The sequence below is a fragment of the Acidovorax sp. Root568 genome, assembly GCF_001427445.1.
Taxonomy (GTDB): domain Bacteria; phylum Pseudomonadota; class Gammaproteobacteria; order Burkholderiales; family Burkholderiaceae_C; genus Acidovorax; species Acidovorax delafieldii.
Genome location: NZ_LMGP01000017.1, coordinates 182,462 through 196,516, shown reverse-complemented (window position 1 = coordinate 196,516; position 14,055 = coordinate 182,462). Strand labels below are relative to the sequence as shown.

At 64.5% G+C, this 14,055-nt stretch carries 15 protein-coding genes; 7 read left to right on the top strand and 8 right to left on the bottom strand.

Annotation, left to right across the window (positions count from 1 at the left end):
- Nucleotides 1-10 precede the first annotated feature (10 nt).
- Nucleotides 11-682, bottom strand: a complete 672-nt coding sequence (locus ASD75_RS17080) for an amino acid ABC transporter permease (RefSeq protein WP_056064535.1) — start codon at nucleotides 680-682, stop codon at nucleotides 11-13.
- 202 nt (nucleotides 683-884) lie between these two features.
- On the opposite strand from ASD75_RS17080, the gene hemH reads away from it, so the two are divergent.
- The gene (gene hemH / locus ASD75_RS17075; protein WP_056747110.1) at nucleotides 885-1,997 is read left to right on the top strand and encodes a ferrochelatase; all 1,113 of its coding nucleotides are present in this window, start codon (nucleotides 885-887) and stop codon (nucleotides 1,995-1,997) included.
- A gap of 207 nt (nucleotides 1,998-2,204) precedes the next feature.
- Entirely contained in the window at nucleotides 2,205-4,688 is a 2,484-nt protein-coding gene (locus ASD75_RS17070; RefSeq protein WP_056747109.1) for a Lon protease family protein, read from the top strand.
- Between the two features lie 175 nt (nucleotides 4,689-4,863).
- Here ASD75_RS17070 and ASD75_RS17065 read toward each other — a convergent pair whose 3' ends face one another.
- Nucleotides 4,864-5,640 carry an FRG domain-containing protein gene (locus tag ASD75_RS17065; protein WP_056747108.1) on the bottom strand — a complete coding sequence of 259 codons (777 nt, stop codon included), beginning with the start codon at nucleotides 5,638-5,640 and terminating at the stop codon, nucleotides 4,864-4,866.
- Nucleotides 5,641-5,969: 329 nt separating this feature from the next.
- Here ASD75_RS17065 and ASD75_RS23455 point away from each other — a divergent pair, with 329 nt between their 5' ends.
- Nucleotides 5,970-6,434: a GFA family protein gene (locus ASD75_RS23455; RefSeq protein ID WP_082565063.1), complete on the top strand. Its 465-nt coding sequence runs from the start codon at nucleotides 5,970-5,972 to the stop codon at nucleotides 6,432-6,434.
- A 174-nt stretch (nucleotides 6,435-6,608) separates the two neighbouring features.
- Nucleotides 6,609-6,941, top strand: coding sequence for a hypothetical protein (locus ASD75_RS17060; RefSeq protein ID WP_056747107.1), 333 nt, complete (start codon nucleotides 6,609-6,611; stop codon nucleotides 6,939-6,941).
- Nucleotides 6,942-7,117: 176 nt separating this feature from the next.
- On the opposite strand, the gene ASD75_RS17055 is transcribed toward ASD75_RS17060, so the two are convergent.
- The 4 genes from ASD75_RS17055 to ASD75_RS17040 all read right to left on the bottom strand — a co-directional run bounded on the left by ASD75_RS17055 (nucleotide 7,118) and on the right by ASD75_RS17040 (nucleotide 10,389).
- Nucleotides 7,118-8,002 carry an alpha/beta hydrolase gene (locus tag ASD75_RS17055; RefSeq protein WP_056747106.1) on the bottom strand — a complete coding sequence of 295 codons (885 nt, stop codon included), beginning with the start codon at nucleotides 8,000-8,002 and terminating at the stop codon, nucleotides 7,118-7,120.
- Between the two features lie 71 nt (nucleotides 8,003-8,073).
- Nucleotides 8,074-8,874, bottom strand: a complete 801-nt coding sequence (locus tag ASD75_RS17050) for an alpha/beta fold hydrolase (protein ID WP_056747105.1) — start codon at nucleotides 8,872-8,874, stop codon at nucleotides 8,074-8,076.
- Nucleotides 8,875-9,048: 174 nt separating this feature from the next.
- Entirely contained in the window at nucleotides 9,049-9,474 is a 426-nt protein-coding gene (locus ASD75_RS17045; RefSeq protein WP_056747104.1) for a hypothetical protein, read from the bottom strand.
- A gap of 216 nt (nucleotides 9,475-9,690) precedes the next feature.
- The gene (locus ASD75_RS17040) at nucleotides 9,691-10,389 is read right to left on the bottom strand and encodes a class I SAM-dependent methyltransferase (protein WP_056747103.1); all 699 of its coding nucleotides are present in this window, start codon (nucleotides 10,387-10,389) and stop codon (nucleotides 9,691-9,693) included.
- A gap of 144 nt (nucleotides 10,390-10,533) precedes the next feature.
- On the opposite strand from ASD75_RS17040, the gene ASD75_RS17035 reads away from it, so the two are divergent.
- From ASD75_RS17035 to ASD75_RS23780, 3 genes are all read left to right on the top strand, one after another.
- Nucleotides 10,534-11,415 carry a LysR family transcriptional regulator gene (locus ASD75_RS17035; RefSeq protein ID WP_056747102.1) on the top strand — a complete coding sequence of 294 codons (882 nt, stop codon included), beginning with the start codon at nucleotides 10,534-10,536 and terminating at the stop codon, nucleotides 11,413-11,415.
- Between the two features lie 113 nt (nucleotides 11,416-11,528).
- Complete coding sequence (locus tag ASD75_RS17030) at nucleotides 11,529-11,777, top strand: DUF2805 domain-containing protein (RefSeq protein WP_056747101.1); 249 nt, start codon at nucleotides 11,529-11,531, stop codon at nucleotides 11,775-11,777.
- Between the two features lie 128 nt (nucleotides 11,778-11,905).
- Complete coding sequence (locus ASD75_RS23780; protein ID WP_156401044.1) at nucleotides 11,906-12,073, top strand: hypothetical protein; 168 nt, start codon at nucleotides 11,906-11,908, stop codon at nucleotides 12,071-12,073.
- 43 nt (nucleotides 12,074-12,116) lie between these two features.
- Here ASD75_RS23780 and ASD75_RS17025 read toward each other — a convergent pair whose 3' ends face one another.
- A complete protein-coding gene (locus tag ASD75_RS17025) occupies nucleotides 12,117-13,142 on the bottom strand; it encodes a phosphotransferase enzyme family protein (RefSeq protein ID WP_056747100.1) in 1,026 nt (341 codons plus the stop codon).
- Between the two features lie 134 nt (nucleotides 13,143-13,276).
- Nucleotides 13,277-14,014 carry an SDR family NAD(P)-dependent oxidoreductase gene (locus ASD75_RS17020; RefSeq protein ID WP_056747211.1) on the bottom strand — a complete coding sequence of 246 codons (738 nt, stop codon included), beginning with the start codon at nucleotides 14,012-14,014 and terminating at the stop codon, nucleotides 13,277-13,279.
- Between the last annotated feature and the right edge of the window lie 41 nt (nucleotides 14,015-14,055).

The following is a 14,055-nucleotide window of genomic DNA, read 5'->3' as shown; positions in this document are numbered from 1 at the left end:
CAGGCTTTCCTCAGCGACGGTCTGGGTAATTCAGCATGCGCTGATAGATCAGCTTGAAAAGCGCCGAGAAACTCAGCGCCAGCGCCAGGTAGATGGCCGTCACCACGATGTAGATCTCAAAACTGCGGAAGGTCTGCGACTGCAGGTTGGCCGCCACCGAGGTCAGGTCGTCCGCCGAGATCACCGACACCACGGCCGAGCTGAGCATCAGCAAGATGAACTGGCTGGTGAGCGCCGGGTAGATGGCCTTGAGCGCGGGCTTGAGGATCACAAACCGGAAGATCTCCCACGGCTTGAGGTTGAGCGCCTTGCCCGCCTCGATCTGCCCCTTGGGGATGGACTCGATACCCGCCCGCACGATCTCGGCCGCATACGCCCCCAGGTTGACCACCATGGCTGTCAGCGCCGCCGTGTAGGGCGACCAGCGCAGGCCGATGGATGGCAGCGCAAAGAAGAAGAAAAACAGCTGCACCAGAAACGGCGTGTTGCGGATGACCTCGATGTACGCATTGATCAAAAACCGCAGCCAGCCCGGCCCGCCGGTCTTGCCCCAGGCGCAAAAGATGGCCACCACCAGCCCCAGCAAGGTGGCGGTGAGCGACAGCTGCACGGTGATCCAGGTGCCCTTGAGCAACAAGGGCCACGCGGCGAACACGGCATCGAACTGGAACTGGTAATTCACGGTGGACAGTCGTTATTCCAAAGTGGCGCCAGTTTATGAAACCGGTTTCATAACCACATCAGGGAATACCCGATGCGCCCAAAAACAAGGCCGCAAACACCTGAAGACGCCATGCCCGGCGCTGATCTCGCAGGCAGTGGTGCGCCGGGCGGCAAATAGGCTCCCAGCCCGCACTGGCCCGGCGCGTGGGTGAAAATGCCGCATGCCTTCCTTCCACCCCGAACCCCCTTTCACCCACGGCCAGGCCGACCGCACCGCTGTGCTGCTGTGCAACCTGGGCACGCCCGACGAACCCACGGCCCCGGCCGTGCGCCGCTATCTGGCGCAGTTTCTGGGTGACCACCGCGTGGTGGAGATTCCCAAACTGCTGTGGATGCCCATCCTGCACGGCATCATCCTGCGCACGCGCCCGGCCAAGTCGGCCGCCAAATACGCCAGCATCTGGACGCCCGAGGGCTCGCCCCTGGCGCACTGGACCGCCAAGCAGGCCACGCTGCTGCGCGGCTGGCTGGGCGAGGCAGGCCACGCGGTGCTGGTGCGCCACGCCATGCGCTACGGCAACCCGTCCATCACCAGCCAGCTCGATGCGCTGAAGGCCGAGGGCGCCACGCGCATCCTCATCTTGCCGCTGTACCCGCAGTACTCCGCCACCACCACGGCCAGCGTGTTTGACGCCGTCTACACCTGGGCTGCCGCCACCCGCAACGTGCCCGAACTGCGCTTCGTCAACCACTACCACGACGCCCCCGGCTACATCGACGCCCTGGCCCGTACCATCGAAACGCACTGGAAGCACCACGGCCAGCCCGACCAGCTGGTAATGAGCTTTCACGGCGTGCCCGAGCGCACCCTGCACCTGGGGGACCCCTACCACTGCGAAGCCCGCAAAACAGGCCGCCTGCTGGCCGAGCGCCTGGGCCTGCGCGAGGAGCGCTACCGCATCACCTTCCAGTCGCGCTTTGGCAAGGCCAAATGGCTGGAGCCCTACACCCAGCCCACCATCGAGGCGCTGGGCAAGGCGGGCACGCGGCGGGTGGACGTGGTGTGCCCCGGCTTCACCAGCGACTGCCTGGAGACGCTGGAAGAGATCAACATGGAAGTGCGCGAGGCGTTTTTGCACGCAGGGGGCAAAGAGTTTCACTACATCCCCTGCCTGAATGACAACAGCCACTGGATCACCGCGCTGAGCCGCGTGGCCCAGCAGCACCTGGCGGGCTGGCCCACCGAGGCCCCCACCGCAGCCGCACTGGCCGATGCGCGCAGCCACGCGCTGGCCGGTGGTGCGCCTGCCGGGGTTTGCCCGGTGGCGCACTGATACGCATGCCCATGCCATTACGCATGCGAACGCAAAAGCGAATGGCACCGGGCGGCCTGCGCGCCCATGGTCATTCACTACACTATTGATAGCACCCAGGGCATATTGCACTAGCGCATCTGCCCGTTTTGGCTCATATTTTGGTTGCCAGGTGCTGCACGGCTGCCTGCCACGCACTCCGCACCGCCCCTTCCCACACCCACATCAATGCCCGCTTTTGCCCTTGCCCCCCACCAGTTGCGTCTGACCATTGACCCCGCCACGCTGGGCTTTGCCAGCACCGCCGAGCTGCAAGACCTACCCCTGCCCTGGATCGGGCAGGAGCGTGCCCAGGCCGCTGCGCAATTTGGTCTGGCGATGCAGCAGCCGGACTACCACCTGTTTGTGCTCGGCGAAGTGGGCAGCGGGCGGGCGTCATTGCTGCGCCAGGCCATGCAGGCCGAGGCCGCAAAACGCGCGGTGCCGCCCGACCTGTGCTACCTCCACCACTTTGACCAGCCCGACCGCCCCCGCGCGCTGCGCCTGCCCGCAGGCGAGGGCCGCTTGCTGCGCCAGGGCCTTGCCGACATGGCGCGCAGCCTGCAGGCCGACATCCCCAAACGCCTGACCAGCCCCGACTTCAAGGCCGAGGCCGAGCGCATCGAGAAGACCTGGCAAACGCAAGAGAGCGAAGCCTTTGCAACGCTGGACGCTTTTGCCGAGGCGCGCCAGTTCCGCCTGAGCCGCGAGGCCGGGCACATGGTGTTCACCCTCACCGGCCCCAAGGGCCAGCCGCTGACCGAAGGCGAGGCGCGCGCCCTGCCCCGCGAGCGCCGCGCCGAGATCGACGCCGCGGAGCAGGAGCTGCGCGCCGAGATCGCCAAGTTTCTCGAAACCACCCGCCCGCAGGAGCGCGCGCGCGACGACGCCCTGGCCGCCCTGCGCCGCCAGACCATCAAGCCCCTGGTGGAGCACGCGCTGCACGGCATCCGCCAGGGCCTGCGCAAGCAGATCAAGGACGCCGTCAAGCTCACGCAGTGGCTGGACCAGGTGGAGCGCGCCGTGCTGGACCACATCGACCTGTTCGAGCCCGGCGACGCTGACCAAGGCCAGGACGCCGAAGACGACCGCAAGGACGCGCTGGACGACCTGCTGGCCCGCTGCCAGGTGAACGTGGTGGTGGACAACCACGGCCGCACCAGCGCCCCGGTGGTGGTGGAAGACAACCCCACGGCCCGCACCCTGTTCGGCAGCATCGAACACGGCGCAGACGCCGACACCGTGCAGGCCGACCACGCCAGCATTCACGCGGGCAGCCTGCTCAAGGCGCATGGCGGCTTCATCCTGCTGCACCTGCACGACCTGGCCGCCGAAGAAGGCCTGTGGCCGCGCCTGCGCCGCTTTCTGCGCTGCGGGCGTTTGCAGATCGAGGACGGCGGCGGTGGCGGCCCCGCCCATGCGCCAGGCGGCGCCGTGGCACTGCAGCCCGAGCCGGTGGACGTGGATGTGAAGATCGTGCTGATCGGATCGGTGGAGGAGTACTACGCCCTGCAAGAGGCCGACCCCGACGCCGCGCGGCGCTTTCGCGTCAAGGTGGACTTTTCAGACCGCTTCATCGCCACCCCCGGCACCCACCAGTCCTCGGCCATCCTGGTCGCGCATTGCTGCAAAAAGCGCGGCCTGCCCCACTTTGCCGCCGACGCCGTGGCCCTGCTGCTGGAGCAATCGCACCGCGAGGCCGACGACCAAGGCCGCCAAAGCGCGCGTTTTGCCCACACCGAAGCACTCGCCATCGAGAGCGCCGCCCTGTGCCAGGCCCGCGCAGGCACCCTGGTGCAAGCCGTCGACGTACAAGCCGCCCTGGCCGCCCGCACCCTGCGCCACAACCAGCCCGAAGAAGAACTGCACGAGTCCATCACCGAAGGTGAGCGCCTGATCACCCTGCAGGGCTCCATCACCGGCCAGATCAACGCCATGACGCAGATTGACCTGGGCGACTACCGGTTTGGCTTTCCGGTGCGCATCACCGCGCGCACCTTTGCCGGGCAAGAGGGCCTGCTCAACATCGAGCGCGAGGTCGATATGTCCGGCCCCATCCACGACAAAGGCGTGCTGATCCTGCACAGCTACCTCACCGCGCTGTTCAGCCATGTAGCGCCCTTGGCGCTCAACGCGTCCATCGTGTTCGAGCAGGAATACAGCGGCGTGGAAGGCGACTCGGCCTCGTGCGCCGAGCTGTATGCGCTGCTGTCCAGCCTGTCAGGCCTGCCCCTGCGCCAGGGCATCGCCGTCACCGGCGCACTGAACCAGCACGGCGAGGTGCTGCCCGTCGGCGGCATCAATGAAAAGATCGAAGGCTGGTTCCGCGCCTGCGCAACCGCAGGGCTGGACGGCACCCACGGCGTGCTGATCCCCGCCCGCAACCAGCGCCACCTGATGCTGGACCGCAGCGTGCTGGACGCGGTGGAGCGCGGGCTGTTCCACGTCTACACCATGGGGCATGTGAGCGAGGGGATTGCGCTGCTGACGGGGGAGGCGTCGGGAATGAGCCCGGCGGAGTTGCTGCAGGCGCAGGCCGATGAGTTGGCCGGAGGCGCGGCCACGGTGGAAGACACGGTGATGCAGCGAGCGGAGGTGACGCTGCGGGCGTATCGGAGGGCTTGTCAGGTGGCGGGGGGCGCGCGAAGGGGGCGAGGAGCGCGGGGGCGGTAGACGGGTTGGTGGACCGCGAAATCGACTGCTCAGAGTTCTGACGTTTTCGTAACGATTGCGCCAAACCACGCGGTGCTACCGAACGCGTACTGTCGGCCATAAGCCGCTGTTCACCGCAAATGGAAGCGGACGTCCAACGTAGAGGTGACCGACACGTTATGTGGCAGCGCGCGCTTCATATCCAGTCAACGTGAATGCTCTTCAAATGTCTTGACAATCCATCTAGATCCGGGAACAAGCTGTACTCATTCATCCCCGCCAACTTCAGAAAGCCGACTCCGTCAACGACAGCCTCCGTGGGCAGAACGAACTGTTTTAAGTAGGAAGGGCTCCCGCTTTCCAGCGGGGAGAACAGGTCGGCGTGGAGCGTGAAGCAACCGCGCTGCGCCGCCAGGCGCTTTCCGGCTTGCGTGGGGTTAACAGCCGTTACCTTGCCGTCAAGGGTCTTCGACTCTTCGATGAAGATTTCCTGATACGAACCAAGGAGATCGATCTCCGGGTTCAGAACGACGGCTTCACTTGCCATCGCTTGATTCAATTCGAAAGGGTTCAACACCCATACGCAGGGATTCCGATCCAGCGCGTTGAACGCTTCTGGAACAGACGAAGCCAGCGAGATGTACGGCTTCAAAGCAAAGTACAGCCCGACTGCGAACGTTGCAGACCAATCAAGGAGTCGAGTAGGCAGGCCATGATGTTGCATCGAGAAGAGGACATCCCAGCTTGAGTCAGGTCGCTGAAGAAGGGGCCCAGCCTGCGAGAGAAAATCGTAGTAGAGGATCGACTCGATGTTCTGCTTCTTGAAGTCGTCCGGATCGCGTCGACCAAGGCCGCAGAGTAGCTTCCATCGGGAATCCACGTGACCGCGAAAAAACGGGCAGTCGCACCCGTTGTCCTCAAGCTCGGAGAGGTGACTCTGAATCTGGGACAGGAACTCGTGCCAGGCGCTCATGCGGTCTCCCCTGCCACAAAACGTAAATCAGACCGCAAAACCGGCGGGACAAACTGGACCGTGCAAGGTATTCTGGACACTGAATTCTCCGGGAGGCGGCTTGCCGCATAAGTTTGCAAGAGATGACCTGTTCAAAAATATCCAGGTAAAAACTCCATGAAGCCCGGCACGCGTTAAGTTCGCACACTATATTTCGCCGCGGGCAGACACCGGATTTCCAACAGTAGCGTGCAGCAAGTCTATGGCAGCTCCGGGCGGTACTTTTGAACGGTGCCTCAGGGCCCAATACAGTCATTTCCAGACGCGCACTCTGTAGGTGAGAATGAGGAATGACCGATAGCAATCTCCCAGAACGGCCCTTGTATGAAGCCGCATGTCATTGCGGTGCTGTGCGCTTCTTATTGCGTTTAAGCGATAGCCTGAAAACAGCCCGGAGATGCAACTGCTCCTATTGTCGGATGCGAGGGGCAGTAGCGGTATCGGCCAACCTAGACGATATTCAGGTCACGCATGGTAGTGAAGCACTCACCCTGTATACGTTTAATACGGGAGAGGCCAAGCACTATTTCTGCTCAAAGTGCGGCATCTACACCTTCCACCAGCGTCGCTCAGCGCCAGACCAATACGGAGTCAATGTGGCGTGCATCGAAGGGATGAGTCCTTTCGACTTCGCGGAAGTGCCAGTCAACGAAGGCAGAACACATCCGAAAGATCGAATTGGAGGAGGCTCTGCGATTGCAGGATGGCTTAGATACGAAGCCAACCGCGAATCCCGCGAGAGAGCCTCTGAGTAGCAAGTTCTGCGTCCGGCTGTGGCCGTTTTTGCCTCACGGCGAGACACACTAGCGGTCGTTGATGCGCGTTAACAGAGGCGTATTTCAATCTTGATCGAGACTTCTAGCATTCCAGTGCAATTTCAGAGAGAACACACAGACGCTCTCATACGCGAGCGCTTCAATTCGTCTTTCATGAGCGACGCCAAATGGGTTCGTTTGCTAGAAGCACTTGTCAGCGTTCGTGCCCTCTTCGAATTCTGCAAAGTAAAACTTGTGTGGGATGAATCCACGAGAGACATGTGGATTCCTTCATCCAGTTCGTTCGGCTTTTCTTACTATCGGAGTTCGATGGAGGGAATGATCTCTGGGACACCGCGCGGTTTTTATAAGTACAAAGAGGTGGAGTGGATTGACCTTTCTACAGAGGGAGAGAATGCTGAATCCATCGTCCTCAAACTGAAGGCTGTTGGCCATTTCGAGCTGGAGCGCCGTGACAAAGGGATAAAGCTCTACGCCTATCGCTGACGCAGTCATTCAACCGGCTCTGAGAAAGTTCATCGGAGAAAAGCCGATCGAACAGCGGAGTCTAGGCCTCCCCTTTGTGCAAAACGTTGACAGTCGGCCCCTTCACCCTCCGTCCACAAGTACTGGTGAAAGCAGGCGTAGACTAGCCAAATCGCCGCTGTGGAACTGCGGCTCGCCTACGCTACGTTCACACGCGCCTTCATCCACCCCACAACATCCCCCGTCACCTCATCCCGATTCGTCTCATTCAAGATTTCATGCCGCGCCGCCGGGTACAGCTTGACCGTGACATCGGCAACGCCCGCATCCCGATACCGCTGCCCCAGTTGCTCCAACAAGACCCCGCCTGCGGCCAGCGGGTCTGCGTCGCCGGATGCGATGAGGGTGGGCAGGTCGCTGCGGATGCGCGCGAGTTGTGCGGGGTCGGCCAGCCGGGGCGCGGGGGCGAAGAGCGAGGGGATCACGTCGGGCGGCACGTCCCAGCCACACCAAGGATCGGCCATGTAGGCATCGACCTCTGCGGCATCGCGCGACAGCCATTCGTAGCCGGTGCGGTGTTCAAAGCCCGCGTTGAATGCCGCGAGCCCGGCGGGCGCATCGGCGGGGGCGTTGGCCATGGCAGCGGCGAACAGATCGAGGGCGGTGGAGCCTGACAGGATGACGCCGGACCAGGTGGAAGAATGGTCCAGGATGGCCGCCTGCGCTGCGAACGAGCCCATGGAGTGGCCGAACAGGAACACGGGCAGTTGCTGCCCATGCTGCGCGCGCAGCAGTGCGCCGAACTGGGCCACGTCGGCAATCAGGCCGCCGAAGCCTGCGCTGCCAAAGTCACCCAGCTTGCCACCGGCCGTGCGCCCGTGGCCGCGATGGTCCACGGCGTGGACGATGAAGCCTGCGGCGTTCAGCGCCCGCGCAAAGCGGTCGTAGCGCTCGCCATGCTCGGCAAGGCCGTGGGAGATTTGAACGACGCCCACCGGTTGGCCCGGGGTTTGGGCCCAGGTGTAGGTGGTGACCTGGGTGCCATCTGCGTTGGACTTGAAGGAGGAGGTGGTGGTGCTCATCGTTTCATTCTGGCACGGGGTTTGGTTGCCACGCCACGATGAAATTGCCACAGGCGTGGCTGCCTCCGCCTTCAGCGAAGCGCGCGAGCCGCTTGCAGTGCTGCGCGAATCGCGCTGACCACCGCCTCGGGCTTCTCCAGCGGAATGCCGTGCCCGCTGTCCACCCACACCTGGGTGGAGCCGGGGTAGAGGTGTGCGAAGTCGGCGCGCTTTTGGCGCACGTCTTCGGCCAGCGCAGATGAAGCCCCAGGGGTTTGCAGTGCGCTGAGCACAAACACGGGCACCGATGGGTCCACCGGCAGGCTGGCAACGCGCTGCCCGGTGGAGTCCAGCGCTGCCAGCTCTTGTTTGACCACGTCAGAGGTGCCCAGGCGGAAGGCCACTTTCAGCCAGGTCGGCCACAGGTCGGGGTTGCCAGCCCCGCGCATCTGCTCGGGGTGGGTGGAGTCCACCAGCACCAGCGCAGCCACCTCGGCGGGGTATTGGCGCGCGTACAGCTGCATGTACAGGCCGCCCAGCGAGTGGCCGACCAGCACATAGGGCGGCGGTAGCTGGCGGGCCCTGAGCAAGGCCCGCAGCTCTTGCACCACCTGCGCCCCATCGCGCGGCTGGGAGGACGCATCGCTGCGGCCATAGCCCGCGCGGTTGTAGGCCAGCGCACGGGTTTCTGCCACGGTGTCGGGCCAGACCTTGGACCACCAGTCCAGCCGGGCGCCCAGGCCGTTCTCGAACACCACCACCGGGGTGCCCTGCCCTGCCTGAACGTATTCGACCGTGCGCCCGTCCACCGTGTCGGTGGTGGCGCCGGGCAAGCTGGCGCAACCGCTCAAGCAGACTGCCAGCAGCAGGCTGGCCCAGTGCCATCGGTTCATGGTCTCAAATCCTTTGCATACAGGTTCATGGCCCGCAGGCCAAAGCAGCGCGGTGCCATTGAGAGCGGCTAACAAAGCTCAGCCAAGCGGTTCTGGCCAGGCGCTGTGTTGCAGGCAGTACGAGCAGTACGACAAGACACAGCAACGACGCCAGAAGATTTTTGTGAGCCGCTCTTAGCAGCGGCCCGCCGTGTGCAGCAGCGCATTGCATTCCTTGGCCGCAGCGCGGCCCTGTGGCTGAGCGGCCGCTGCCGGTGCCTGGGCGCCACCATTGCCCGCGCCGCCCACCATGGCGGTGCAGACGGCGTCGGAATGGGGTGTCTGGCCGAAGCTCATGGCCTTCTGAAAGCCCGTTGCACCGTACAGATAGCACCGGTAGCTGGCGCCGTCACGGGTGTTGACGGTGTAGTTGATGCGGCCGCCGGTTTCCTCCTGCCGGTCGGTGATGGTGAACTGGCCTGCCGTGCGGCCAATGGCTTGCCCCGTGCGCTGCTCCAGGCCCGCCTGGTCGAGGGTGGACGCGCAGCCGGTGAGGAATGCCACGGCTGCGACGAGGCCGGCAACGGAGGTGGGGGACAGGGGGTGGTTGCGATGGTTCATGGTGTAAGTGGCGGTGATGAGAGGTTGTGGGTGAGCGGGCGAAGCCGTGTGGGCAACAGGGTGGGTGATGACGGCAGGGCCGCAGCAAAGCGAATGTGAGTGAGCCCTTCTGCAGTCCATGGGATGAACGCAGGGGACCGGTAGCGCATGCGTAGGCAAAGCTCCGCTAGGCGGCCCTGTAAAGCCGCCAGCTTGTGTGCAGGGGATGGGTAGAACTCAGCCCGGTTTGCGGGCCACGATGAAGGCGCGGATGTCCTTGCCGCGCGTGCCGTGCCGCTCGGTGCAAACGATTTGCAGGCCCTGCTGCACCATGGCCGAGCGGAGCCGCTGTTCGTCAAAGGACAACACCGGAGGGGCCTTGCCGATGGCGCGCATCAGGGGCACGGCCAGGTAGGGGATCAGCGGGTTCATCTCTGCGATGCAGGCGGTCTTGGAGATCAGCAGCCCACCCGGGCGCAGCACCTTCACCAGTTGCCTGAGCGCGTCGTCCAGGTCGGTCATCAGGTGCAGCACATTGAAAGCCAGCACCGCGTCGTACACCTCAGGCCCTGGGGCCATGGCCTCTGCGTCGGCCACGGCGAAGCGTAAGGCTGCTGACGGTTGCGCGGCCAGCCGCTGGTGGGCGATGGCGATCATCTGCGACGACACATCGGTGGCCAGCAGGCTGCGAGTGAACGGCGCCAGGCGCAGCGCCGTGCTGCCGGTGCCGCAGCCAATCTCCAGCACGTCATGCTGGGGCGACAGCAGGCCCTGCACGCGCTGCAGCGTGGCCTCGTACCCAGCGAGGTCGGCAATGGGGTCGGCGGCGTACTTGGGTGCAATGCGGTCCCAGAAGCGCGCTTTGGCTGACGCAGCCGGCGGGGTGGCGGCGGAGGGCAATGCGCGAGAGACGGGAGCAATGGCAGAAGACGACATGGTGTGCAGACCGGGTGAAGTGCTGAAGCGGCGAGGTAAAGAGGCAGTTTGTGGAGGCAAGTGCAATGAGCAACACCCAGATGCTATCCATGCATTGAAGCTCAGGAAACTGCGGTAAATTGCAGTGAACATATACGTTTACGCATGGATAACCTCGACTGGAACCAACTGAAGGCTTTTTTGCAAACGGCGCAGACCGGCTCGCTGTCTGCCGCCGCACGCAAGCTGGGCCTCACCCAGCCCACACTGAGCCGGCAGGTGGCGGCCATTGAGCAGCAGATGGGCGTGACGCTGTTTGAGCGCGTGGGCAAATCCATGGTGCTCACGCCCACCGGGCTGGACCTGCTGGAACATGCCCGCGCCATGGGCACTGCTGCAGAGGCCCTGGGCCTGGCCGCCAGCGGGCGGTCGCAGGCGGTGGGGGGCGTGGTGTCGGTGTCAGCCACCGATGTAGTGGCGACGCACTTGCTGCCCCCGATCTTGCAACGCCTGCGGGCACAGGAGCCAGGCATTGCCGTGGAAGTCATCGCCTCCAACGCGCTGAGCGACCTGCTGCGCCGCGAGGCCGACATTGCCATCCGCCACGTGCAGCCCGAGCAGCCGGAGCTGATCGCCCGCCTGGTGCGCGAGGCCCGGGCGTGCTTTTACGCGTCGGAGAGCTGGGTGCAGGCCCACGGCCACCCGCGCAGCGCGGAGGACGCTGTGAATGCGGAGTTTGTGGGGTCAGACCGCAACGGCCAGTACCTTGCGTATCTGCGTCAGTACGGTTTGAGCCTGAGCGAAGACAACTTCACCTGCTACGCCGACCACACCGCCGCCCACTGGGCGCTGGTGCGCCAGGGCATGGGCATTGGTGCCATGATGGATGAGATCGCCCGCGAAACGCCGGGCATCGTCCGCGTGCTGGACGATGTGGCGCCGGTGCGCTTTCCCGTCTGGCTGGTGTCGCACCGCGAGTTGCGCACATCGCGACGGATTCGGGTGGTGTTTGAGGCGCTGGCCGAGGGGCTGTCGTTAGACCGCTGAACGCCCGCGCCAAGGGGTCGTGGAGGGCTTGCATGGCAAGGGTGAAAGGGCCACCGCAGCGCAAGGTGAAAGCAGGCGCACTAACCTCGCGTCACCACCTGAACACACTGACCATGACCACACCGCGCGCCGCCGACTTGCCGAGCACCCACCCTAGCGCGCCGCTGGACGCCGCCACCGTGGGCGAGATCATCCAGATGGCGCTGAGCGACCACGTGAGCTTTGCGCAGATCCGCGCCGTCCACGGCCTGCACCATGATCAAGTCAAGGTGCTGATGCGCACGCACCTGGCGCCGGGCAGCTACAGGGCGTGGCGCAAGCGGGTGAGGGAGTTTGGGGAGCGCCGGGAGAACTACAAGTAGGCGATGAGCAAGCGCCGCTCGCCACCTGTTCAGCACCCGTTCAGTCTGGTACCGGCAACATGGCGGCAAGGGTCAAGGCGGCATCTGACCCCGACCCTTCTCCACCTCTAGCCGCTGCAGGAACCACCATGAACACCGACCTCAAGAACTTTGTGCTCCCCATCGCCCGGACCGTGTCCGCCACGCTGTTTTTTGTGTTCAGCGTGGCCTTCCTCTCGGTCCCGTACAGCCTGGAGCAAGACCCCAGCGATGCGCAGCAACTGACGCATCCAGTGGCCCCACGCCACATGACCTGAGCCTGGGTGCCAGCGCAACCCATCGGGGCTCGGCCAAGGCCCATCAAGCGGGCAAATCCAGGCGGGCCCAGGCGCCCATCACATCCGGCTGCTTCTTGATCCAGTCGGCAGACATCATGTTGGCGCCCCAGTGGTGGATGCGCGCCACGCCCTCCCCCATGTTCCACAGGTGCCGCAATTGCACGAAGAGCGGCAGGGCGGCGAGGTCAGCATCGGTGACATGGCCGCCGCCTGCGCGGTAGCCAGCCAGGTACTGCTGCCAACGCTTCAGCAAGGCTTCGTCGGGCTCCATGGGGGCCTTGCGGGGCAGGTTCGACCACAGCCACACGCACAGGTCATAGGCCAGGAACCCTGGCCCGGCGTCATCAAAGTCGAAGAAGGCCGCGCGGCGCACTCCATCGGCATCGGTGTACACATGGTTGTTGAACCCATGCGTGTCGCCGTGGCACATCACGCGGGTCAAAGTGTCTTCAACATCCGCCAACTGGCCCAGAAGGCGATGGATCAGTTCGCGGTAGGCATCCAGCACGGATGGGGCCAGCTCGGGATGGGCGGCAAGGTAGTCCAGCGTGCGGCCCGCCAGATGGTGGCCGTCCAGCACGTAGAGGCTTGCGGGGCCGGTGTAGCTTTGCGCGGCGCTGTGAATCTGGGCCAGCGTGGCGCCGGTCAGGTGCAGGTCTTCGGGGGTATCGGGCACAGCGCCTTCGCAGTGGCGGAACAGGACCAGCACACGAGGGCCCTCCGGGAACGACAGGGTCACGCTGGTCGTGCCGTTCGCAGCCAACACCGGAGAGGCCACACCCACGCCCTGCGCCTCCAAGTGGGCCAACAATGCCAGCTCAAAATCCACGTTGAACGGACCGCGCGGTCTTATGGCGCAGAGCCTTGCCACGTAGCGGCTGCCGTCCGCTGTTCGCACAGCGTAGTTGTCATTGAGGTTGCGGCGGATCAGGTAGCACTGCTGCACGGGCAGGCCGTAGTGGCGCTCTACCCACTGCGCCACAGACGCGGCTGCGGCCGTGGTGTGGGAGGCAACCAGTGTTGTGTCGGGCGATTGGGTTGAATGCATGCGGCATTCTGCATGCAAGCCATACGACGGATGCGCACGGACAGTGGCACATGGCGTGCCTTTGAGCAAAAGGCCCGCCAGCGCTTACTGCTGGTACGAAAGCAGTATCAAAACCATAGCACCGCGCGCCACGCTTACCAGGGGAGTGGCGCGCCACTGTAGGCATAGAAGCTGCCCGTCTCCTCGAGTGCGAGCCCATCCAGCACCCGCAGCATGTCGCCCGCCGCATCCGCCGCCGGGCGGCCTATTTCTGCGCCATTGAAAGGGGCCGACAACGCCGAGTTAACGGTGCCCGGGTGCAGCGCCACCAGCACGGCCTGCGGGTGGGTGCGGGCCACTTCGATGGACGCCGTTTTGACCAGCATGTTGAGCGCGGCCTTGCTGGCGCGGTAGCTGTACCAGCCGCCCAGGCGGTTGTCGCCAATGCTGCCCACCTTGGCCGAGAGCACCGCCAGCAGGCCACGGCCCTGCTTGGGCAACAGGGGTGCAAAGTGGGCCAGCACCAGCGCGGGGCCCAAGGTGTTGATGCGGAAGGTGGCTTCCATCTGCGCGTAGTTCAACTGGCCCAGGCGCTTTTCAGGCATGCCGTGGGGACCGTGCAGCAGGCCAGCGGCGTGGATGATGCAGTGCCACGGCCCCTGGGCCTTGAGCTGGTGGGCGGAGGCGGCGATGGTAGCTTCGTCATCCAAATCGACCGCCGGGTGGGTGTGGCGGCCCAGCCCCACGGCCAGGGCGCAGCGCGGATCGGCCTGCAGGTGGGCGAGGAAGGCACTGCCGATGGCGCCGGTGGAGCCGATGACCAGGGCACGGTAGCCATCAGGCAGCGACTGCAAAGATGTGAACGGTGTTGCGGCGGGTTGTACTTGAGACATGGCGCGGTACTGTCCTGCGGTGAGGGTGTCGTTGGGTGCTT